Here is a 23,292-nt window from a genome sequence, read left to right as displayed (position 1 = left end):
TGGCAAGGCTCTGGACTTTTACTCGGAAAGTTCCACCCGAGCGCCCGGAGCAGGGGCAGTGACCATCAGTGTAGCAACGCCTACCTCGTCGCCAAGCTGCGTCATCACCTGCTGGGCATGGTCTGAATCTCGCACCAGTAACGCGAGGGTTGGGCCCGAACCGGAGACCATTGCGCGCAGCGCTCCCGCGCCTTCGGCGAGGTCTCGCACAGTTCCTAACTCGGGAGCCAAAGCCAACGAAGCTTGAGTCAGATCATTGACCAGCAATTGCGACAGCGCTTCGGCATCTGAGGCCATCAGCGCCTTGATCACCTGCGGATCTATCTCTTGCGGGACCTCAACGTCTTGCCCTGCGCGCAATCGGTCTAGCATCGAGTAGACCCGAGGAGTAGACAGTCCAAAGCTTGCGGGAATCAATACCCATTGAGTTTTTGCTCGGGTGAGCAAGGGGGCAAGCTGGTCACCGATACCCAAACCAATAGCGGCCCCACCCATCAGGGCGAAGGGAACGTCGGCTCCTAGTCGCGCTCCCAGTCGTCCAAGTTCCTCGCGGTCTAGCCCGGTCCCCCACAACTCATTGCAAGCCACCAATGCGGCTGCCGCATCTGCGGAACCACCACCCATACCCCCGGCAATGGGAACGCGTTTGGTGATGTGCAGATTAGCTCCCAAAGTGCACCCGGTATGCTCGCGCAGAAGCTGCGCAGCTTTCCACACTAGGTTGTTTGGGCCCAACGGGAAATTATCAGGATCAGAGACCACAGGAGAACCAGGTTCAAGGCTCAGCTGTAATTCGCCGTCTTCACGCAGCGTCGCTTCAATCTGCTCCAGCAAGGAGACCGCCACATAGAGGCTAGCGACCTCGTGGTAGCCATCTTCACGAGGCGGTCCCACCCGGAAGTAACAGTTGATCTTCCCTGGGGCAGTAGTGATGACACGTTGTTTGACCATTATTATTTTTCGGTCTTTTCTAGCGCCGGCACTGTGTGGGCGGCCCGAGCGATCAAGATGAAGCCTTCAACGTCCAGCTTCTCGCCACGTTCCTTCGGATCAATACCCGCGGCCAGCAAAATTTGTTCGGCGCGAGCACCTGAACCTGCCCAGCCAGACAACGCAGCACGCAAAGTCTTGCGACGTTGGGCAAAAGCCGCATCAATAATGGCAAAAACTTCTTTGCGGTCTGGCGCTTCACTGCGGTCTTTATCGCGGGTGAAAGCCACCAGTCCAGAATGAATCTTAGGTGCTGGCCAAAAGACGTTCATACCAATGACGCCAGCTTTGCGCATGGTGCCATACCAGGCGCCCTTCACCGAAGGGACGCCGTAGGTCTTATTACCGGGCGCAGCGCACATTCGGTCTGCAACCTCGTCTTGGACCATTACCAGACCGTGTTTGATGGATTCAAAGTGTTCCATCAGGTGCAGCACCACAGGCACCGCGACGTTATATGGCAAGTTGGCAACCAACGCGGTTGGGTTTCCGGGAAGTTCGCTGATCTTCATGGCATCGTTGAGGATCACCGTTAGGTCTTCCTCACGGCCCGGGCGCATTTCCGCTATGGTCTGTGGCAACCGTTTAGCAAGCGGCGGATCGATCTCGACTGCCACCACCTTTGCGGCGGCGTCCATGATGCCGAGGGTCAACGAACCGAGGCCCGGACCGACCTCAAGAACTGTCTCGTCTGGCGAGACATTCGCGGTGGCTACGATCCTGCGGATCGTGTTTCCATCAATCACAAAGTTCTGCCCGAGAGTTTTAGTGGGACGAATCCCAAGTTCCTCGGCCAGTCGACGGATTTCGGTAGCCCCAAGCAGTGGCAAAGATTCCTTAGACATCACAGCTACAATTCTAGTTCAGTCCGCGAGCACTGCGAACGCGACGCGACGCGCCCACCCCGGTGAGGGTGGACGCGTCGCGTCAAAAGTTATTTCAGGGCTTAGCGCAGTCCAAGCTTGGACGAGCAGTGTGGCCAGTGACCCCATCCGCCGTTAGCGCGTAGCTTCTCTGCGGTTGCAATCTGCTCCTGGGCACTTGCCTGGTGTGGCAACGGCGCGTACTTTGTACCGCCGGCTCCACGCCATGAGGAAGCGGAGAACTGTAGGCCACCGTAGTAACCATTACCGGTGTTGATTGACCAGTTGCCACCCGACTCGCACTTGGCCAAGGCTGCCCATGTGGAGGAGATACTTCCGGTTGGTGCCTTTGACTTAGAATCAGAGCTCTTAGAATCCGACTTCGATTCTTCCTTCTTGGTACCAACCTTGATGATCTCGGCGACCGGTTTCTTGGTGACCTTCGACTTCAGGACTTCTTCCTCGCCCTTTTTGCCGTTTCGAGTTTCTTGGCGAAGAGTGAGTTCTCGTTCACCCTTCTCACCCTCGGTCTTTACCTTGGTCTTGCCCTTTTCAAGCTTCGAATCCTTGACCTTCTCGGTCTCAAAATCGATCTTTCGGGTTTCATCCCAGGTCTTCACCGAAACTTCAATGACCTCGATCTTGGCATCTTCCTCGATCTTGGTGCTGGTCTTCGCGTTCTTATCGGTATCCTTACCGATCTGAACGTTGACCTCATCGTCCTTATCTAGCGTGACCTTCTGTTCGTCAAGTAGTTCCTTGACGGTCTGCGCGGTGGTCGAAATCTTCTGCTTTTTCTTATCCGCAACCAGCGTGATGGCCTTGGGGGTGATGATTTCGATTTCTTCGCTGAGGCTCACAAGCTGAATTTCTTCACCGAGTGAAATCTCAGATTTCGCATCAACCTTCAGTTCGTCCATTACATCCGCCACGGTCATCCCGGTGGTGTGTACAACGCGGTCTGTTCCGTCGATACTGACCTGAACCGACTTATTTCGGTTGATCTCGATGCGCTGGTCATCGGAAAGTTCCGAGTCCGCAGGAACATTCAACTCGTCGCGAGCATCTACACTGATACCTTCTTGCTCAAGGGCAGCCTGCACGGTAGCGGCGCGAGTGGTGAAGCTCTGATCCTGCCCATCGATGGCAACAGTCACGGACTTCTGGCCGGAAATATAAAATACTGCTCCGGCGATAACCACAGCAACAGCTACGGCCTGGGCCAGATATTTGACCCAGCTTTTTTTGAGCAAGTGCATCACGGTAGTGAGGTCTCCATCGTTTGTAGGTTGAACGCCGAGGAGATGATCCCGGTACATCTTGCTCAACCTTGGCGGACAATTCCGCCAATCTAAAATTTGGTGTTGGCTTTGCTCGACCTTCAGACCAAAGGACGTGGTCCGCCGATAGGGCAACTCTTTATAGTGCGAACGACACGAAGGCGCGCTCGCAACTCAACGCATTCTGTTAACCGTAACCGAATTGTAATAATTGGCGCAACCTTTATATGGCCGAAAGCACATCCGGCGGTACTACAATTCTCCGTAAACTGCGCCGGTATTCTGAGAAATCTGCTCACAGAACTGCGCGAGATCCATCGCTCGGGCCTCAGCCATAAAACGAGTCGTATACGGGATCATGTAACTCGCATTAGGCCTTCCCCTAAATGGGTGAGGGGTCAAAAATGGTGCGTCGGTCTCCACTAGCAGGAGCTGTGGGTCCGCTAAGCGTAAGGCCTCCTGCAGGTCAATCGAGTTTTTGAAGGTAACAGTTCCCGAGAACGACATGTACCACCCGTTGTCATTGCAGATCCGCGCCAATTCTGCGTCACCCGAAAAGCAATGGAAGACCACGCGCTCTGGTAACACCGCATCTTTGAGCACTCGCACTACATCGCTGTGTGCGTCACGGTCATGAATTTGTACGGCATTTCCATGCTCCACCGCAATCCACAGGTGCTCACGGAAGGAATCTTCCTGAGCTTGGTGACCTTCTTCTCCGGTACGGAAATAGTCCAGGCCGGTCTCACCAATGGCCCGCACCCGCTCTTCAGATGCCAAAGCCTCGATTTGTTCGATTGCGGTTTGAAGTTCTCCAGCCTCGGCAAGTCGGGCAGCATCATTGGGGTGGATAGCAATAGCAGCCAGAACATTTGGATATTCCTTTGCTGCTTGCACCGCAAAGCGTGAGGATTCAACATCGCACCCCACTTGGATCAGCCCTTCGACACCCACCGCAGCCGCAGCATCAAGCGCTTGTTGCACAGTGACGTTGAGCGAACCATCCCGGAAGTCTAAATGAGTGTGGTTATCAATCACTGGATACGGCAAAGGCTCCGGTGCGTCCGGATAGCGGGTGTTCCTTTTATTGCCGCCCTTTTCATTCTTAGGTGAGCGGGTACGGTCATTCAACAGTGTGCTGTCACCCTCCGGGAGCGGACGATAGCCCTCCGGAATTGCCGAAAAATCTGAATCGCTCATCTGCTCACCGATATCTTTCATCAAAATGCTGTCAGTTCTTGGGTCTAATTCTTCCACCACCGCCTTAGCAGCAAAGAATCAATACATTAAGATGCTGTTGGTGGAGAAAAGAACCCCATATGATGTGAACACAAGCTATGGAAATCGCTTGGCGTGTCAACGACAACCTCGGCACGATAAGTTGCCCAGCCAGGAGGATGCGCATGAGTGCCCACCCAACACTGCCCTCAGTTGATTCGACCTTTAGGTCGAATTACCAGCGGATGTTTGATGCAATTCAAGAAGTCATCACCGGCAAACCGGAGGCGATTACGAACACCATCGTGGTGCTGCTTGCCCAGGGCCATCTGCTGCTGGAGGACGTGCCCGGGGTTGGCAAAACGATGCTCGCCAAATCACTGGCGCGTAGTGTTAATGGAAGCGTGCATCGAATTCAGTTCACCCCGGACCTATTACCTAGCGACGTCACCGGAGTTTCGGTGTTCTCCCCGCAGGATCATAAGTTCACTTTTCACCCGGGCCCCATTTTCGCAAATATCGTAATCGCAGACGAGATCAACCGTGCCAACGCCAAGACGCAATCCGCGCTGCTTGAATGCATGGAAGAACAACAGGTAACGGTCGATTCCATCACCCATCCGCTGCAAAAACCATTTATGGTCGTAGCTACGCAAAACCCAATCGATTCCGAAGGAACCTTCGCGTTGCCCGAGGCGCAACGAGACAGATTTATGGGTCGGATTTCATTGGGCTACCCCGACAGGGAAGCGGAAATCTCAATGCTTTCCACCCATCACATCTCCGAACCGCTAGATGCGCTCACCCCAGTTCTCGAACTTGATCAGCTTCATCAGATGATTGAGCAAGTAAAACAGGTTACCGTTACCCAGCGGCTGAGCAGCTATATCGTCGATTTGGGCCGTGCCACCCGTGAACACCCATATATTTCCCTCGGTGCATCACCCCGAGCACTCGTGCAGTGGGTTCGAGCCGCAAAATCCCATGCTGCTATTAACGGACGCGACCATGTTCTGCCCGAAGACGTGCGAGCAGTAGCACCGATGATTTTGTCCCACCGTCTGATCCTCACCCGCAGGGCATTATCAGAGGGTGTGGAACCGCTGGCATTGATCCAAGATCTCGTGTCCACTACACCTGTCGGATAGCTGAGTTTTCTCATGGCTCAGATACCACGGTTCGATTCCAAAGACTCACTGTCGTGGGCGCGTACCGTCTCGGCACCACAAAACTTAAAAAAGTTCCGCCTGGACTTACTCACCCGGCGTGGTTGGTGCACCGTATTGGGCGGGGCCGCTCTCATTTTTCTTGCCTACATTCTGGGACGTCACGAAATGATGGCTCTCGGAACCGGGCTCATTGCCTTGGTTCTGGTTAGTTGGTTGTTGGTATTGCGTTTGCGAAATTCTTCCACCCTGACGCGCACGCTGCTCAGCCCAAACCCGGTAGTTGGAGACATCACCAGAGTGCAACTAAGTTGCGCGGATCAGGCCACCGTTCAAGAGGGGCTACCAGAGGAATTCGGACCGGGCCCAGAATTTACCGGTCCCGGTGGAAGCACCTACGAATTGGTCTTCCGCAACCGAGGCTTCCACCTGGTGGGTCCAGCAAAACAGATCTTGGCAGACCCTTTAGGCCTGATCTACGGTCTGGTCGACACCGGTCAGGCCACGCCGATACCCGTCTGTGCCCAAATCCACCCGTTGGAACGCTTTGCCGCACTGGGTGAAAAGATGCTCACCGGCGATGCTCGTTTCTCCCGCAGCACCACCGCCGACTACTACGATGTGGCCACCCGTGAATACCAGCAGGGTGACTCAATTCGCCAGGTGCATTGGAAGGCTACCGCCCGCCAAGGAAAACTCATGGTCCGCCAAGAAAACCATGTGGCCACAGCCCAAGCGCTGTTGGTCTTAGACCGAACCTTTGAACACTGGCACAGCAACGGCGCAGATCTACGGCTAAGCATTCCGCAGGGTGAGAAGCCCGCACTTCAAAGCAGCCGCCGCTTCGAAACAGCATTGAGCCTAGCGTGCAGCATCGGTCAGCGTTACGCGTCCAACGGCTATCAGCTGCTCTTTCGAGATTTGTCCGGCGAGCAACTCTTAGACGCTACCAGCGCCTCACTGTCCGGGGCTTCCGCGCGCAGTGGATTTGAAGACTTTCACTCGGCGAGCGCGCAGATGTCCTTAAGTGCGCCGAGCACCGTCGTCCCAGGAGCTGAGATCTTGGGCGAAGAACTTCGCAAGTTACTGCAGGGATTGCCTGATGAACCGGTCATCATGATTCTTGGGGAAATTCACAGCACGCAGGCTGCTTGGCTAGCAACACTTTCACGGTCGGTCAGACATGTAGAACTATTCCTTCTCGTTTCTCACCCGGAGCGCTACCAAGAAATGCAACATATTCTGTCGCACACCGGTTGGAAGGTGCACTGCCTGGCAGCCAACACAAATATTGACGACTTATGGTCCCGCTCATGAGCGCCACGATCACTGACATTCCTGCTTCGAGCCCACCGCCGAAGGCGAAAGAGCCTGTGGTCCCGGAGGCGACAAATAATCTCACTGCGCGTTTACTTGCTGCCAGCACCTTAGCGCTCGCAATGCTCGCGGGTTTCGCGTCGCTTAGTGGTGTGGTTCAAGGTGCTGCTTGGTTGCAGGCGCTGATTTGGCCGGTCTTTTTAATTCATTTCTGTGCCGGATTGCTCCGTGGGGTGCATCGGGTGCGCTGGCTTGCGCTACCGGTTGCAGTGCTCATTGCTGGTGGTGCGGTATTTTTGCATCCAACCATGCGCACCACCATCCCGGGGTTGGGTATTTTTGATTGGTTCGGCGCGGTGCTTTCCGAGGGCACGTTGCAGTTCTCCACGCAGGTTCCACCGGTTGCTTACTCACGTTATGTCGAGTTTGTACTGTTGCTGCTTGCGGTCTTACTCAGCGTCATGGTGGAGGTTTTGGCGACCTTCAGACGTTTGGCACCGTTAGTGCTCTTACCGATATCTTTTGCACCGGTGATCGCTTCCTTGTTCAAACAAGAGGGCGCCGGGATCGGGTATGTGGTTCTGCTGATACTCGCGCTGCTCGGTTATTTTGCGTTACTCCCCTACATCTTTCCGGCGAAGGGTACGGGCCCCGGGCTTCCTTCCAAACGTCAGTTGAATATTTTGTTGCTCACCGCGATGGTCTGCGCCTTGGTGATGGTACTTAGCAGTGCGTTCATGCCGGGGTTTCGCAAAGGCATGCTCCCTGAAGGTACTCGGCCCTCAGGAGACCTTCTAGCAAGTAACGTCGATCCATTGCTGAATCTCGGACGAGACCTGCGAGCAAATAATGGCTCCGTGGCTTTTAGCTACCTGACGACCTCTAACGAGCCGGTATATCTGCGTACCTCGGTGATCGAGGATCTAAGCGCCACCCGGTGGGAACCGGACGAGGGGCTACTGAAATCGGCTTACTTTGGTGACACCGCAATGGACACGGACTCCGATGTTTTTAACGGCAGCGCACAGGTCACCCAACTACGCTGGAACGACCGGGTGAGCAGTCCGAGTCTGCCGATACCGGATCGAAGTTTTTTCATTTCCGGCATTAATGGCCCGTGGAATTGGACCAAGGAAACTTCTGTGGCGCGACTTGGCGGTGACGCGTTATCAAACACCGAAGAAGTGACTGTCGGGCACACACAAATGAATTTGAGTCCGCAGATCGCGCGTAGCCTTGGCTACTACGGCGACGGCATGCAGTCAGAGATCGATGACGTGTACCTGTCAATGCCAGAAGATTTGGATGGACAGTTCGGCCAGTTACTTCAACGCACTCTCGCGGAGGCTTACGAGCCACTCCAGGGACCGCCGACCAATGATTTTGACATTGCCGTTGCGATTCAAGATTTCCTGCGCTCGGCAACTTTTGGGTATTCCGAACGTACTCCCCTACGCGAAGGCTATGACGGAGCCAACCGTCAGGTGGTCAAGGCATTCTTAGAACGCCGTCAAGGCTACTGCGTGCATTTTGCGTCCACGATGGCCCTACTGGCTCGGGCCGCGGGAATCCCCTCACGCATCGTTGTCGGATATGCGCCGGGTGAGCCTACGGGAGAAACACTGGAGGCTGGAGATCTGCCGGGCTTCGCAGGGAACGGACTTCCGGCAGATACAGAGCTGACCAAATTTGAGGTGACCGGGCAGCAGGCCCACGCCTGGCCGGAACTATTCCTGCCAGGTATCGGCTGGGTACCTTTTGAACCTACCCCCGGGCAAGGCCAAGCCCCAGATTATGCCCCGGAGCCCACTTCCAGTCAGCCGCCGGCTGAAGTACCCGAGGAACAGAACCCGACAGGCGCTCCGACCGTGGATGATCCCGAAACCCAAGAAAGCCCGGGAGCCAACGTCGAGGAGCCCATGGCAGATACGGCGCAGGATTATGGTTGGTTTATTTTCGCCGGCCTGCTGATCATCGCGCTTATTCTTGCGGCTATCCCTTGGCAGCGCACACGTTTGCGTCACCGCCGAATAGATCGGGTCAGAGCTGGCGGTCAATCAGCTGCCCAAGCACTATGGGATGAATTGTGTGCGGTCGGTGCCGATACGGGCACCCCCGCTACAGAACATGAATCGGTTGGCGACTACACCAGACGCCTGAGCTCCACTCACCCGCAGCACGGCCAGCAATTGCAACTGCTGAGGTCGGTCATCGAAGCGAGCTTTTACGCTCAGCGGCACCCAGATCCAGAAGATACACCGGCTTTCGTCGAGGCGTTAGCGCAGGTGCGCACACAGTTACACCATGAGCTTCCGCTCGGCAAACGCATGCTGGGCTTCTGTTTCCCTGCGTCATTACGTCAGCGGCGGTTACGTCAGGTGGCGTCGGCTCAAACAGTTCGCTGAGTTATCCAATGTAAAAGCTGTGGCCCCAACATCTAGTCAGATGTTGGGGCCACAGCTTACTGTCCTACCGCTGAGCTCAGCGGTTAGTCTTGCGTTGGTATTACTTTACCGGTGCGTATGGATCGGCAATACCGATGTACTGCACGGTGGTGTATTCGCCCAGTCCTTCGGCGCCGCCTTCGCGGCCCAATCCGGACTGCTTCACGCCACCGAATGGTGCTGCAGCGTTGGAGATGACCCCAGCGTTAAAGCCAACCAGACCAAACTCAATCTGCTCCGAGACGCGGAACATCCGGTTGAAGTCACGCGAGTAAATGTATGATGCCAGACCGTACTCGCTGGCGTTGGCCAGACGAATTGCGTCGGCTTCATCCTTAAACGTGGTCACCGGGGCAACCGGGCCGAAGATCTCCTGTGTGAGGATCTTGGCATCATTAGCCACATTGGCCAACACGGTTGGCTGGTAGAAGTAGCCAGGGCCATCCACCGGGGCGCCACCGGTAACGGCGGTTGCGCCATCGGCGATTGCAGCTTCAACCAGTGCGTGGACTTCGTCGCGTGCCTTTTCCTCAACCAGTGGGCCCACGGTGGAGCTTGGGTCGGTGCCTCGGCCTGGCTTCAGGGTCTTCATAGCTGCTGCGAACTTTGCGGTGAATTCCTCGGCAACGTCCTCGTGCACTAAGAATCGGTTAGCCGCGGTGCAGGCCTCGCCCATGTTGCGCATCTTCGCAGCCATGGCGCCTTCAACCGCTGCGTCGAGGTCTGCATCCTCAAAGACCAGGAATGGTGCGTTACCGCCCAATTCCATCGAGGTGCGCAGAACATTCTCCGTAGCATCCTTCATTAACTGCTTACCCACTGGGGTGGAGCCGGTGAAGGAGACTTTACGCAGACGGCTATCTTTCATCAATGGTCCGGAGATCTTCGAAGCAGAAGCACCCGACACCACGTTGAGCACGCCTGCTGGAAGACCAGCTTCCATCATGGTTGCTGCGAAAAGCTGGGTGGTCAGCGGGGTGAGCTTCGCTGGTTTGAGCACCATGGTGCAACCGGCAGCAATGGCCGGGCCGACCTTGCGAGTTGCCATAGCCAGTGGGAAGTTCCACGGGGTGATTAACAGGCACGGGCCTACCGGCTTGTGGTGCACCAGAAGCTTATTTTTGCCTTCTGGAGAGGTGATGTAGCGGCCGTAGTGGCGCACGGTCTCTTCGGAGAACCAGCGCAGGAATTCGGCGCCATAGGTAACCTCGCCGCGGGCCTCGGCCAGTGGCTTACCCATTTCAAGGCTCATTAATAGCGCAAAATCATCGGCACGCGAGGTGACCAGGTCAAAACCGCGGCGCAGGATTTCGGCGCGTTCACGTGGCGCGGTCAAAGCCCATTCGGCCTGTACGGCATCTGCCGCGTCCAAAGCAGCTAGCGCGTCTTCACTGGTAGCACTAGCCAGCGTCGCCAGCTTTTCACCGGTGGCAGGGTCCAACACGTCAAAGGTGCTGCCGTCTGAGGAATCTCGCCATTCACCGTTAATAAGTAATCCGGTAGGTACCTTGGCGAGCAGTTCTGCTTCGCGCTCAGCGGTAATCGACATAACGCGGTTCTCCTGAAATTCGTAAATGAAAAAAATCTTCGTTGATCACAACGCTAGTGCTGGATCCAACGGACTGTATATCGCCCGGTGCACTACAACTTGGTTGTTTCATTGTGCATTCAGCCTAAATGATTGCGGCTATTTTTTCGCTTCATGACGTTCGGCAAGGACCGCTTCATACAGCTCGCGCTTCTTCACGCCAGCGGACTCGGCTACTTCAGCGACCGCTTGTTTCATCCGCATCCCTTCGCCAATCAGTGCAGATACCTGAGGAAGTAAATCATCAATGGAAGGAGCTTGAGGAGCAGAAGCTCCCGAAATTACCACCACAATCTCACCGCGCACCCCTTCATCTGCCCAGACTTTGAGTACACCAAGTTCATCGCGGCGCACCTCTTCGAACTTTTTAGTGAGCTCGCGTGCCACGGCGGCCTGGCGTTGGGCGCCGAAAACCTCGACGGCAGAGCCCAAAAATTCAGCGACTCGGTGAGGGGATTCGAAGAACACCATGGTGCGCTCCTCATGCAGCAAGGCGTTCAGACGTTTACGTCGTTCTCCCGCTTTACGCGGCAAGAATCCTTCAAAGGTGAACCGTCCGGTGGGAAGCCCGGAGAGAGCCAACGCGGTTAATACCGCAGAGGGGCCCGGTACCGCCGTCACTCGGATGCCCTCTTGCATTGCCGCTGCCACCAACGGGTATCCCGGATCTGAGACTGCTGGCATGCCGGCATCGGAGACCACAAGCACTGTGGAGCCTTGGCGGGCCAATTCGATGACCTCGCCGAGCTTATGCGCCTCATTGTGTTCATGCAGGCTCATTACTCGCCCTGAGGGTTTGATTCCCAGCGCGTGCGCCAAGTGATGGAAGTTGCGAGTGTCCTCCGCGGCGATCACATCTGCGCTTTGCATGATCTCGCGTAGCCGCGGGGATGCATCTGACAAGTTGCCTATTGGGGTGGCGCCCAGGACGATTACGCCCTCTTCGTCTGAATTCTGCACACCCTTTAGCCTACGCGAAGTACCAAAAGCACACATTCTGGTGGTTACGCCGGTAGCATGAACAACGATGAGCACCACTGCAGCAAAGACCCCAGACACCGGCCACGTGCGCTCTGCGCGCGTTGCCTTCACCTTTGAGAGCCTGAAACAACGGTTATTACCGGTGGCAGCACCCTCGGGTGCGTTGATGTGGATTGTGCCGCTGGTGGTGACAATCATCGGCGGCTTGTTGCGGTTCGTGCATCTGTCCCACCCGAATATGTTGATCTTTGACGAGACTTACTATGTCAAGGACGCCTACTCATTGATGCATTTCGGTTATGAAATGGAATGGGTGGACGATAGCAATGACCAGTTTGTTGCAGGAGACCCACAACTCAAAGACACCGCTTCCTTTGTGGTGCACCCGCCCCTAGGTAAATGGCTCATCGCCTTTGGCATGATGGCTTTTGGGGAATTTGACGGGTTTGGTTGGCGTTTTGCCACCGCATTATTTGGTACGCTCGCGGTGCTTTTGACCACACTCTGTGCACGGTTGCTGTTCGGGTCACACCTGTTAGCAGGTATCGCGGGGCTGTTGATCGCTATCGATGGACACTCAATTGTCATGTCGCGCACGGCATTGTTGGACATCTTCTTGATGTTCTTCGTGCTCGCTGCTTTTTACGCACTGCTCAAAGACCGGGTCCACGGGCGTACCCAATTGGCCAAAAAACTCTCGGTTCCTTTAGGGAACCGACCCGATGAATTTTTGCTGGATCTTGGCCCCATGCTTTGGTGGCGGCCGTGGCGTTTAGTCGCAGCTCTCATGCTCGGTGGCGCGGTAGGTATCAAATGGTCGGCCTTAGCCTTCGTTGCGGTGTTCTGTCTCATGGCAGTGTTGTGGGACTTTGGCGCGCGACGTACCGCGGGAATCCAGCGTTGGCAGTCTGCCGCATTCACACGTGATGGTATCTACTCCTTCGTGACCATGATGCCGGTAGTGCTCCTGACCTACCTGGCCACGTGGACCGGGTGGCTGATCACCGCAGGAGGCCGTTACCGCCAGTGGGCCGTGGAAAACCCTGGTGAGGGTGTTACTTGGTTGCCTGCGACGCTGCGTAGCCTCTGGCACTACCATCAGGCAGCATATGACTTCCATTCGGGTCTGAGCTCCGAACATGGTTGGGCTTCGGCCCCGTGGACTTGGTTATTTTCTGGACGCCCCGTACTGATGTATTTCGAGGGCTACGACAACGGCCAAAATGGGTGTGCACTGGATCGCTGCACCGAAGTGATCATGGACATGCCCAACCCGGTGATGTGGTGGGCCTGCACGATCAGCATGATCCTATTAGTTTTCTGGTGGCTTGGTGCCCGCGATTGGCGCGCTGGCGCGCTTCTTTCTAGCGTTGTCGCCGGTTTCCTTCCGTGGCTGATGTACCCCGAACGCACCATGTTTTTCTTCTACACCCTGCCGCTGGTGCCATTTATGGTGCTCGCATTGACCTATATGATTGGCAGGTTCATTCCTCGCAAACCGCGCTCCGACGCGGGCTATCGAACGAGGATCATTTTAGTCGCTGTGTCGTTAGCCTTGCTGTTGCTAGTTTCAGCCTTCTTCTGGTCGGTCTGGTCTGGAGAGCTCACTTCGGATGACTATTACCGCATGCACGTATGGATCCCAAGCTGGGGATAAACCTTCGCGCGACGGTGTCTAGCGCTCTACAGTCGGCGGCCCCTCTTCAGATTTTTAAGAGGGTTCAGGCATTAGTTAACCGTCAGGCATCCGCCTGGCTTCTGCCCTGAAACGAAAGCTACTGTCCTGATGCTTTAGCTGTAGCCTTCCTTCCCTAAAGAACCCCAGCCCATGCTGTCACGCCCTCGGACAGTACGGGACGGGTGCAGAAGCGTTTCTCTAGGTTCTGAAGCTAACGGCTCCGTTGGACAACGGTGGGTTCCGACAGTTTTAGTAGACCAGGCACAGGCTCTGACGAGAAGAATCAAATAGCCTCCGCAGTTGAAGCTGCGCTGTTCCTCCCCCGGTACACAACTGGTGAGGCACCGACCGGTACAGCTAACCGAAAGCACCACACCAGTCACCGGCAACCAATCGCATTGGACTCGTGGAGCCCTAGAACATCCACTATCCGGAGACGAATTCACGACAATAGATATCGAAAAATCCTGCGCAAGCTAGCCGTGCCTTCGCCAAACAGCAAGGCTACTCTCGGACTCTGAATCGAGAATCAGGAATTTTAGCGGCGTCGGAAGACCGTAGCATGAACAAAACCTCGGGTCCCGCATCAAACGGAACCCGAGGTTTAGTTGTTTCTCGCTTAGTTGCTTAGTTGCTTAGTTGCTTAGTTGCTTAGTCCGAAGACCCTAGCTTCTTGGCGTAGACGTGAGCCTTCGCGACGACGTGCCGTTGGCCAGCAGGTAATGAGCACCATGAGCACGGTCAGCACCATCAGCACACCAATAGCCACGGCCGAGTCCATCCAAAATTGTTCTGGGTAGAGTCGAATGAGCGTGTCACTGACGCTGAAGGTCCAAGTCCCTTCGGCGAAGAACAGGCTGTGGAATCCTGAGAAGAAGGTGTTCCACCCGGTAATTGCAAGGGCCGCGACCGCTGCGAAGAGCACCACCGTCACGATAGCCCCGGCGAACAGTGCACGGCGAACTCCCCCGGCGTATCGGTTAGCTAGGTACACGATGAAAACTATTGCTAAGACAGCAAGCACCGCTCCGATCACATAGCCCAGTCCGATTAAGTTCTTCACGTCTAGCATGTGCTGAACTTCTTGGCTACTGAACATACTTGAACCGGTGGGCAATTTGAGTCCGGACAGGTATTCAGGACCAGCAAAGTTATTGAGGTAGTCCACCCCGTAGCTACCGTAGGTCAACCGTTCGGGGTCTGTGAAGCCAAACCGATCGCTTGGGAAACCGGGACGTGCGTAAGCCATGGCCAAGAATGCCGGGGTGGCGACCAAACGAATCGCCACGATTAAGGTAAGTACGGGAAAGATGATGGCGAGAAGCACCTGGGCGGTACGCGCCATCGGTGGTTTGGAGTTCAACGCACGTTCCCGGGCGACACGACGCTTTACCGCGGCTTCCGAGGGCACGGGCTCGGGGGTGTAATTACCAAAGACGCGAGTACGAGCTTGGGCCACAGCTGCCGAGGAAGTCTCTGGGTTGTCCTTTTGCGGTGCTGCGCTCACCGGAGGGACGCCTTGTTTGGCCTGCGCGACCGGTGCTTTAGCGGTGGCTGCAGGCTTCGAATCTGGCGTAGCCACCTTTTTTTCTGCCTCAATCTCATGCGGAAGTTTGATCGCACGGATGACATCTTCTACAGGTTCCTCAACCTTTGGCTTGGCCGCGCTGGCTGCTACCGGCTTAGAAGGTGCAGGTTTGGTAGCAGCAGGCTTCGCGGCAACAGGCTTCTTCACCGCCGGTTTGGAAGCGGCAGGAGCGGTTGCAGGCTTATCCGCAGCAGGTTTAGCCGGCGCAGCAGCAGGAGCGGTCGCAGGCTTAACCGCAGCAGGTTTGCTGACGGCAGGTTTAGCGGCAACTGGCTTACTGGCAGGTTGAACCGTGGTTGGAGGTGCGGCGGGGCTCGGCTGGGCAACGGTTGCTGCTGATTTATTTTCAGCCGGCTTAGTTTCTGCCGTTTTGGACTGCGCAGGCGTAGCCCCTGTGGGATTCAAAAATGCGGCCTTCGCGGCAGCTGCAGCCTTGGCGGCACGCTCATCTTGAGCAGCCTTAGCCTGTTTTTTGTGCTCTTCTAAACGTGCCGACAATTCCTCGGCCCGCTGGCTCAGTGAGCCTTTACTGGCTTGGTCGCTCGATTCCGAAAGAGTGGCCGCGATGGGCTTATCTGAACCTTCTGGCCCCTTAGCACCGGGGGTGTTCTTCGCCGCCTCAGCCATGAGGAGTCCTCCTGCAAATCGCGCGATTTCTGATTAACATCAATAGACGAAACCTGCAGTACAGGCTCCGCGGTTTCAGCTTATCCAGCAAGCCGTGTCAATCCGCGCATTACCACACCTAAATTAGGACCGTGGTGCGGGAAACGGCTTATTGCACCATTCTCATCCGATTGGTAGGAAGGCAGTCTTTTTCGAGAATTAACGTCGCGGCTTCAAATAGTTCTAGCCGCTTACCGTTCGCTACCGATTTCTTGGCTTAGCGCTCATCGGTTTCAGGTGGAAGCATCGCCAGACGCGGACGCGCATCAAATCGGGTTCCACGTAGCTCACGCGGAGCAGGAGTTTCTGTCGCTTCTCGAGGCTTTCGGTCCTCGCGCACCGCGTTCATCAAGGCATGCAGTTCATCTTCATTTTCAATCACGTCTGGCAACGCGCCACGCAATAAATTCCAGCCACTGGGCACGGTCAATCGGTTAGCGTGCCGAGCACACAAGTCATAACAGTGCGGCTCAGGGTATTGCGCCAACGGGCCAAGCACTGCCGTCGAGTCGGCATAGTTGTAGGTAAGCGTTGCGCGGGCCGATTCACGGCACGCAGGGCGAGAGCAAAGACGAAGACTTTCCACGGCTTCAAGTCTACTCTCGTATCGGTCCCGAGCTCGGTAATCTGGACCCAACGGCCACGTTCGCCAGCACGAACCATTACTCTGGAGCCATGGAGCACAACCAGCACACACCGCCGCAACGTTCACGGCGTAACCGGCATGGCCGTGGACGGCGAGGTCCGCTGATGCCCATGCATTTACCGGCCTATCGAACTCGTCCTGAACGCTTCGATGACGCGGTGATGGCCAGCGCGCAACGCTTGGGTGAACGCTGGGGCAGCAAACTTGCAATCATCGATTTTCGTATCATTCCGGTGCCGGGCGAAAAAGTGATGACGCAGGCGGCGGCCGTCGGAGACCGGATGCCGTTGTCTTCAGCTCGCCCAGCCACCGCGCAACGCCGAGCGCGGATATCCGTTTACCGGTTGCCCTTAGAGCAAGCCAGTCACAATCACACGGAACTAGTCGACCTCGTACACCAGTGTGTGGTGCACGAGGTCGCTAATTTGTGGATGCTGACGCCCCACGATGTTGATCCCGAATATTTTCCCAAAGACCCGGATTTTTAGTTTGTTCAGCCTCCGACGTTGACCACAATGCCGTCACGACCGGCATTTGCCGGTGGCATCGCGGCCCAAGCCAGCGAACGATCCGAACCGAAAATCAACTGACCGATGTAGGCGTTGGCATCTGATGAGAAGATCACCGCTTGGGCCTCTGCGCTGACATCCTTGGGCTTGAAGACCATGCTCTGCCCGGTCTTGACCGTGAGTTTGGTTGGTTTGGACAGCTTGCCATCCTTATCAACAACAACTGCCTCTACCGAAGCATCGGCCGTTGGGGCCGCAATACTAAATTCACCGGTACCGTTGGCCGAAATCGGTGCGACCTGCGTGCCAGCAAGTGGCATCGTGCTTGCTGCCCAGGCAGTATCCGAGGACTGCTTTGGATCTGCGCCACGCACCATACGCACGCTGCTGGTCACTGGGGCATCGGCTTCTACGACCACTGAATACGCGCCAGCGTCCAAGCCGTTGAGGCTGATGATGCTGGTGGCGTCGGAGGAGACTGCGAGGTTAGAACCTAGGTCTGCGGCGACTTCACCGTCGGCACCTAATATTTTCACCTTAAATCCTGCACCCTGCGCGCCAGTGGCCGAGACATGGAGTTGCGGAACAAGTTTCTTATCGGCTTTGCTCAACTTGTCTCGGTCATTCTTGTTACCAATCCATACGCCGGGAATCACCTGGGTATTGGAGGCCGAAGCATTCGCAGCAACCAAGTCCACGCCAGCCGGGATCAAACCACGCAGGGCAGCTTGTTGTACCGAAGCGGTGATCTTTCCGCCTAAGCTCGTGATATCTGCGGAGACCGAATCTAGGTTCTGGGCGTATCCGCCAAGCACTAGTGCACGCGAAGTGCCCGGGGCGAGCACCACATTTTGCAAGGTGGAGGTATCTATCATTCCTTCTGGACCACGCAAATCTACGGAGACTTGAGCCGTCGTATGTGTGGGGTTCGACAGGTGCAAGACGCTGGTTGCCCCGGTATGGGTCTGTAAGCCGGTGAAGCGCCAATTTGAGGCTGGTGCCTGGCAGGTTGCTGCCGCAAGACCGGCTAGGTCTCCGTCCTTGGCAAGGAAGCTACGCATCGCACTGCCCCACGACGGCAGTTCGCCCAGTGGCTGAAGTGCCAATATTTGCGCCTTGTCTCGGCCGTTGGAAGTATCAACTTTGCCAACTCGACCGGTTAGGCCTTGTTCGTCGGCTCCCAACGATTTACTGGCTTCATCTTCGGCGATCCGCTTAGTCAGCTCGTTTGCTTCTGAACTTCCGAGCTCACTGAGCGTGGCTCCGGGAATTCGCTTGCCTAAATCAGAGATCACGGCCACACGGATATTGCTTGAAATCTTCTTCGCACCGGCGGCGAACTGTGGATCGGTGCCGTCGACACCCTTCAACAGCTGCGGTGTGGCGGCGCAAACTGCTTGGGCATCACCGGCCGGGAGGCTGGTTACCGCGGCCGGCAGTGCAGTTTGAGCTGGTTGCGGGGCAAGAACCGAACCGGCAGCGACCACTGCGCCGGCAGCTACGACGGCTACCACTCCGAGCAATACGGCACCGGTACGGCGGCGCACCACGGCGGATTCTTGGTCCTTACGCGCAGCCTTGGTGGCTTGGGCTAACTTACGGCGTCGACGGTTCGCCGTGGCGTCCGTCGCGGTCGGTTCCACTGTGCTTGCTATAGCGCCGGTAGCCACCGGTACAGGCTCAGCCTTGTGGTCCTCACTAGGTTCCGTTTTAGTAGCCGCGGTGGCCATCGCATCGGTCTTAGGCCGGGTTTTGTTCCGATCCTTGGCCTCTGCCTTGGCTGTGGCCTTGGCGTCAGCCGCCGTTTTGGCGTCAGCTTTGGCTGAAGCCTTTGCAGCGGCTTTGGCCTCTGCTGCAGCTTCTTTCTCTGCCTTGGCCTCAGCACGAAGATCCGACTTGCTCTTCGCGCGACCATCCGCGCGAGCAGGTTCTTTAGCTGCAGAAGCTGGCGGTGTCTGGGCGGCTACCGGTTGTGGCGCAGGTTTCTCAGGCTCCGTGGCGGAGTCTGTTCCCGGCTTGGCATCTTCGGGCTTTACCGTTTTGTCAGCCGAGGAAGTGCCCGGCTCCGATTCCGGTTTGGCAGCATGGGTTCCATGAGGTGCGGGTTGGTTTGCAGCATCATCGGCGGCCGGGGTCTTCTCGTCACTCACTACTTTTTCTCCTGCTCGGTGTCGGTGTCCGAAATACGGTCACCGAGCTTCGGGGTCAAGTTTTCTCGGATCTCGTGATCCCGTTCGCGTGCTTCGCGACGACTCAACGGTGTGGAGTTGGTTGCTGGTTCCGTCTCTTGCTCAACGTCAACGGTGTCGATGGGCTGCTCGGCTAGTAGCTCGTTGTCATCCACCGGTTCTTCGGCGGCACGAAAACGATACTCAGTGTTGCGGTAGCTTGCCAGACGGCGTGTACTTGGTACCGGTATCGCCAGCAAGATGGCAACTAGCAACACTAATCCGCCAAGGATCAGCAGAGGCAAAGCCAATGGTTCTTCGTGTGTCAGCGTCAGTTTTCCACCCTCGGCAGGGACCTCGTAGGCCTGAGCCCAGCGGGTATCCGAGTCTTGTGGGTAAGCTACCGAACGCAGCGCAGTACCATCGATACTCGCACGCATTTTAGGATCTTGGGCGGTGGACAAGACCAGGGTTCGCGAGGCGTCTGCCGCGGGAATTTCAAGATTCTGAATCTTCCCGCGTTGTGTTGGCACTACCTGTACCCGGTCAGATTCATCGATCAAGCGAGCGAAACCTGCTCCGGAATTTTGGTCCGAATCCTGATAGTTCACTCGCCATAGCCAACCATTATCGGTCTGGCCTACGGCGGCTAAACCAGTCGCAGCGTCTAACACTCGGACGCTAGCAGAAACGGATTCTCCGGTTTCGTTGAGCACCACAAATCCAACGCCCAGATCCGCTAATGCCTCACGTGAGTCCAAAGCAGATTCGGAGAGCAACATTGCCGCTGCTTCGCGCTGTAGGTTGTTGGTGACCGACTGCTCATTACGCGCTGGTTTCAGCAGCGAACCGGTCAGCTGAGCTACCTGCGAGGAACGAGACATCGAGTCCAGAGTTTCCCCGGCACCCGAGAGCAGCACGCTATCGATTTCCCCCGAGGAGCGTGGAGTGAGTACCAAGGTACGCTCCGCGGTATCCGAGCGTCCTGCGTCTGCTGCCGTGGCAGGAATCGTGCGCTCTTGTGAAGCCGCGACTCGTTGTTCAGCAGTCAGCGAGGTCAACTCGCCATCCGGATTTTGCGAATTCAATTGCGCAGCCAGACCCACCGAACCGGCGGCCAGCAAACTCACAACGCTCAACGCACTCATCAGGCTCAGCGCACCACGATTAGCCGGACGGCGCAGTGCGCGTGGCTGATTTTCATGTCGCAGAGCCGCTAGCGCGTTGGCCGCGGCGGCAAGCATCGCGAAGATCGCGAAGGAAACAAATGGTGCGGTGTACGCACTGACGGTAGTTGAGGAGTCCAACGAGACCGGGATGAACCCAATCCCCCAACCTGCAACCAAGGACAACGCCGCCGCCCAAATAAGTTTGCGCGAGTTGCGGCGCATGGTGGCATCGAGGCTGAAAGCAGATCCAAGTGCACCCAAGACCGCCAAAATTACCAGCGGTGCACCAACAAGAAGTGCAGCGCCCAGGGCCCATGGACCGGCCGGTAGAATTCCCCAACCCAGTGGGCTGAGCATCGCGTCAAAAGCCTCGGGAAAACCTAGAACCATCTGCCACAGCGGTGCCGGGTCAAACGCCAAAGGCGCTCCGGGTTCGGTGAACAACAGCCGCGGATTTCCCAACGCTTCGAAGAGCAACGGCAGGTTCCACACCACTGCTGGTAATGGAACCCACCAGAGGGTGCGTGCCCGGCGTGGCGCGGAAATCGCCAGAATGTAAATGAGCACCAAAAGAGTGAGGAAGAACGGCATTGAACCGGTCGAAATAACCCACATGATCAATGCTGCGCAAGCCGAAGCGGTCCACGCGGACGTTTTACGCTGCCCCTCAGTTGCTGCGGGTTTACCTTCGGGAAGCACCTGGGCGTTGAGCGCACGAAGCATAGCCAGGAAGAACAATGGCAACATCACGTGAATCAAAACCGATCCCACGCGACCCGAAGCCAACGCCGAGAACAGCGCTGGTTGCAGTGCCCAAATCACGGCCGCAAAAAAACGTACGGCTCGTGAACGGCTAACGACACCTACACCCCACCAGGCGCTCAACGCAGCCAACGGCATGGCTGCGATGAACAGGATCACGAGGGCTTGGTTGGCGTGGTTGAAACTCACGACAGAAAGTAACCAATAAACAACGTCGGTGTTATCCGGTGCGGCGCTCAGGCCGGTGCCCACATTCTGCCACCAGGATGTGGCGTTGGCGCCGATCTCACTTAGTGAGCGTGATAGTGGGCGGATAGCACCACCGCTGAGTGCGCTAGCACCGATCACCGTGCGCCAAGCTATCAGTGAGGTCGCGGTGGTGATCAGCAAGGCAAGAATAAGTGAAAGCACTGCTGTGGTTCGTGGCGGACGGGCAATACGAACGAAGTCCGAGAAGTTCTCACCACTCGGTTCCACCATGCCCTCGGCCCCGGAGCCATCACCAAATACCTGCGAGTCGTCCTGACCGCTTGAAATGTTGCGACGGTATTCGCGGACCTCGGTATTTGAGGTCATCAACTTGCGCACCTGACGGCGCGGAACCTGACGAGTTTCCTTGACCTGACGCCGCGACGCACCCAACTTCACCGGAGATAACAAGCCTTTAAGCGTGGCAGCTAAATGGCTAAATCCATGTCCCGGGTCTTTGGCTAACAAGGCTAAAAGGAAATGCCCAATACCGCCGAAGAGAATCCCTAACCAGATAAATGGCAGGCCTATTGGGGAGGCGAACTTAAGACGCTGGAACACCTCGGCACGGCGTGCCTCACCTGGTCCGGCCAGTGAATCGACAACATCGATCTGATGATAAATTTTTGCTGCCGGAACCACTACTACGCGGTGTCCAGCAAGTCGGTTACGCCAGCACAGATCCACATCGTCGCCGCGGCCAGGAAGAGCCGGGTCAAAACCACCGAGCTCTTCGAAAACCTCGCGACGAATGAACATTCCGGCAGAGGACACGGCGAAGTAGTCGCTACGTCCGTCGTACTGGCCTTGATCAACCTCGTCCATGTCGATCATCGTCAGGCGCTGTGCCCTACGGTCGACGCTGAGTCCCACCTCGGCCAAGCGGCGCGGGTTGTCGATGTCTAAAATCTTGCAACCAGCAATACTTACAGATTCGGAGGCTTCAACCGTGCGTGTGAGATGTTCTAACGCATCGGGAGCCGGCATCGAATCATCGTGGATAATCCATATCCACTCATCGCGATCGGTGCGTGCTTCGGGCAGCGCATCCACTGCTTCTTGAACTGAAAGCCCCAATGATCCGGCAGGAGCCGAAAGCAAAGTGGCATTAGAAGGAAGATTTGCTTTTAATACCTGATGTGACGCGTCTTGTGAGGACGCGTCCACCCCGAGGTACCGTTCAATCGGCCGCGACTGATTTCGCAGTGCAGCTAAAGTGCGTGGTAAAAAGTCAGCGCCATCGTGCGCAGCAACGATGGCGGTGACATGAATTGGCGGTCGAATTAGATTGCTCGTTTCCGTAGTCGGCGGCGTTCGCGCTCGGAGAGCCCTCCCCAGATGCCAAAGCGCTCGTCGTTGCTCAACGCGTATTCCAAACATTCTGAACGTACAACACAGGCCCCGCAGACACGCTTAGCGTCGCGGGTCGAACCGCCCTTTTCTGGGAAAAATGCTTCGGGGTCAGTTTGTGCACACAGGGCACGGGCCTGCCAACCCAGCTCACCTTCGTCGACTTCTCCGCCGACGCCGAGCCATACCGCCTTGATACTTTCGCGGACCTGCTCGTCTTCATCCAGCTCAGGAGCCCACGAACCGGCACTCGAGCCACCTTCGGTCTCTGCCGGCGCATGCTCACGGAGGAAGTCCTCTGCAGCTGTCTCCAAATCTGTGGCTACCGCTACCCGTGCGGATTCCCCAGCTTGTGGATCGACAAACCAATCCGACGGTGCGCCTTCAACCCCGTATTGGGCGGATGCCACTGCCGATGTCGAAAAATCGGAGTACCTCTGCTCCAGCTTCGTCATGTTGATGTTGACCTTTCGCTTGGTTTGAGAAGATCGAGCCATCAATGCTCCCGATCCATACGTCTCTCTTTATTCCATCGAAGTAGTGAAATGATGGACGAGCCGAACTCACCATCTAATTACAGCCGTGTAACTCGGTCATAGTCAAGCGGGGAGGTTATTCTATGGAGGGTTCACAGCAAACTCCCGGCACAACACGCCACGA

General features: G+C 56.4%; 16 protein-coding genes. 5 read left to right on the top strand and 11 right to left on the bottom strand.

What is annotated here, in order from left to right:
- Positions 1 to 18 precede the first annotated feature (18 nt).
- The 4 genes from IEX04_RS05830 to IEX04_RS05815 form a co-directional block, all read right to left on the bottom strand.
- Entirely contained in the window at positions 19 to 951 is a 933-nt protein-coding gene (locus tag IEX04_RS05830; protein ID WP_188684393.1) for a 4-(cytidine 5'-diphospho)-2-C-methyl-D-erythritol kinase, read from the bottom strand.
- Positions 952 to 953: 2 nt separating this feature from the next.
- Positions 954 to 1,835, bottom strand: coding sequence for a 16S rRNA (adenine(1518)-N(6)/adenine(1519)-N(6))-dimethyltransferase RsmA (rsmA, locus tag IEX04_RS05825; RefSeq protein ID WP_188684391.1), 882 nt, complete (start codon positions 1,833 to 1,835; stop codon positions 954 to 956).
- A gap of 101 nt (positions 1,836 to 1,936) precedes the next feature.
- A complete protein-coding gene (locus tag IEX04_RS05820; RefSeq protein WP_275542574.1) occupies positions 1,937 to 3,172 on the bottom strand; it encodes a resuscitation-promoting factor in 1,236 nt (411 codons plus the stop codon).
- A gap of 213 nt (positions 3,173 to 3,385) precedes the next feature.
- On the bottom strand, positions 3,386 to 4,333 hold the full coding sequence (locus IEX04_RS05815; protein ID WP_188684389.1) for a TatD family hydrolase: 948 nt from the start codon (positions 4,331 to 4,333) through the stop codon (positions 3,386 to 3,388).
- A gap of 203 nt (positions 4,334 to 4,536) precedes the next feature.
- On the opposite strand from IEX04_RS05815, the gene IEX04_RS05810 reads away from it, so the two are divergent.
- From IEX04_RS05810 to IEX04_RS05800, 3 genes are read left to right on the top strand one after another with little or no spacing between them, the layout of a single operon-like run.
- Positions 4,537 to 5,499, top strand: coding sequence for an AAA family ATPase (locus tag IEX04_RS05810; RefSeq protein WP_188684387.1), 963 nt, complete (start codon positions 4,537 to 4,539; stop codon positions 5,497 to 5,499).
- A 12-nt stretch (positions 5,500 to 5,511) separates the two neighbouring features.
- Positions 5,512 to 6,834, top strand: coding sequence for a DUF58 domain-containing protein (locus IEX04_RS05805; protein WP_096256602.1), 1,323 nt, complete (start codon positions 5,512 to 5,514; stop codon positions 6,832 to 6,834).
- Entirely contained in the window at positions 6,831 to 9,239 is a 2,409-nt protein-coding gene (locus tag IEX04_RS05800) for a transglutaminase TgpA family protein (RefSeq protein WP_188684385.1), read from the top strand. Before IEX04_RS05805 ends, IEX04_RS05800 begins: the two co-directional genes overlap by 4 nt.
- A gap of 100 nt (positions 9,240 to 9,339) precedes the next feature.
- Here the strand turns inward: IEX04_RS05800 and IEX04_RS05795 are convergent, their stop codons facing one another.
- Together IEX04_RS05795 and rsmI are read right to left on the bottom strand one after the other, a co-directional pair.
- Positions 9,340 to 10,827: an NAD-dependent succinate-semialdehyde dehydrogenase gene (locus IEX04_RS05795; RefSeq protein ID WP_188684383.1), complete on the bottom strand. Its 1,488-nt coding sequence runs from the start codon at positions 10,825 to 10,827 to the stop codon at positions 9,340 to 9,342.
- 138 nt (positions 10,828 to 10,965) lie between these two features.
- Positions 10,966 to 11,826 (bottom strand): 16S rRNA (cytidine(1402)-2'-O)-methyltransferase, encoded by an 861-nt coding sequence (gene rsmI / locus IEX04_RS05790; RefSeq protein ID WP_096256599.1) that lies wholly within the window; start codon positions 11,824 to 11,826, stop codon positions 10,966 to 10,968.
- Between the two features lie 67 nt (positions 11,827 to 11,893).
- Between rsmI and IEX04_RS05785 the strand changes: the two genes are divergently transcribed.
- Complete coding sequence (locus tag IEX04_RS05785; protein WP_096256598.1) at positions 11,894 to 13,504, top strand: dolichyl-phosphate-mannose--protein mannosyltransferase; 1,611 nt, start codon at positions 11,894 to 11,896, stop codon at positions 13,502 to 13,504.
- A 664-nt stretch (positions 13,505 to 14,168) separates the two neighbouring features.
- Here the strand turns inward: IEX04_RS05785 and IEX04_RS05780 are convergent.
- A complete protein-coding gene (locus IEX04_RS05780; RefSeq protein ID WP_188684382.1) occupies positions 14,169 to 15,740 on the bottom strand; it encodes a TIGR01906 family membrane protein in 1,572 nt (523 codons plus the stop codon).
- A 256-nt stretch (positions 15,741 to 15,996) separates the two neighbouring features.
- The gene (locus tag IEX04_RS05775; RefSeq protein WP_096256596.1) at positions 15,997 to 16,365 is read right to left on the bottom strand and encodes a DUF3499 domain-containing protein; all 369 of its coding nucleotides are present in this window, start codon (positions 16,363 to 16,365) and stop codon (positions 15,997 to 15,999) included.
- On the opposite strand from IEX04_RS05775, the gene IEX04_RS05770 reads away from it, so the two are divergent.
- A complete protein-coding gene (locus IEX04_RS05770; protein WP_229677026.1) occupies positions 16,311 to 16,913 on the top strand; it encodes a metallopeptidase family protein in 603 nt (200 codons plus the stop codon). The two genes, IEX04_RS05775 and IEX04_RS05770, sit on opposite strands and share 55 nt — an antisense overlap.
- Before the next feature lie 5 nt (positions 16,914 to 16,918).
- On the opposite strand, the gene IEX04_RS05765 is transcribed toward IEX04_RS05770, so the two are convergent.
- Genes IEX04_RS05765 through IEX04_RS19080 form a run of 3 tightly spaced genes read right to left on the bottom strand, consistent with a single transcriptional unit; the run spans position 16,919 to position 23,087 of the window.
- Entirely contained in the window at positions 16,919 to 19,084 is a 2,166-nt protein-coding gene (locus tag IEX04_RS05765; protein ID WP_188684380.1) for a DUF5719 family protein, read from the bottom strand.
- Complete coding sequence (locus tag IEX04_RS05760; RefSeq protein ID WP_188684378.1) at positions 19,084 to 22,662, bottom strand: glycosyltransferase; 3,579 nt, start codon at positions 22,660 to 22,662, stop codon at positions 19,084 to 19,086. Before IEX04_RS05760 ends, IEX04_RS05765 begins: the two co-directional genes overlap by 1 nt.
- Positions 22,566 to 23,087, bottom strand: a complete 522-nt coding sequence (locus tag IEX04_RS19080; protein ID WP_096256780.1) for a WhiB family transcriptional regulator — start codon at positions 23,085 to 23,087, stop codon at positions 22,566 to 22,568. Before IEX04_RS19080 ends, IEX04_RS05760 begins: the two co-directional genes overlap by 97 nt.
- Between the last annotated feature and the right edge of the window lie 205 nt (positions 23,088 to 23,292).

It is taken from the genome of Glutamicibacter ardleyensis (assembly GCF_014644555.1).
Lineage (GTDB): Bacteria > Actinomycetota > Actinomycetes > Actinomycetales > Micrococcaceae > Glutamicibacter > Glutamicibacter bergerei.
Note: the sequence above shows the minus strand (reverse complement) of the source record. Positions and strands in the feature narration are given on the sequence as shown.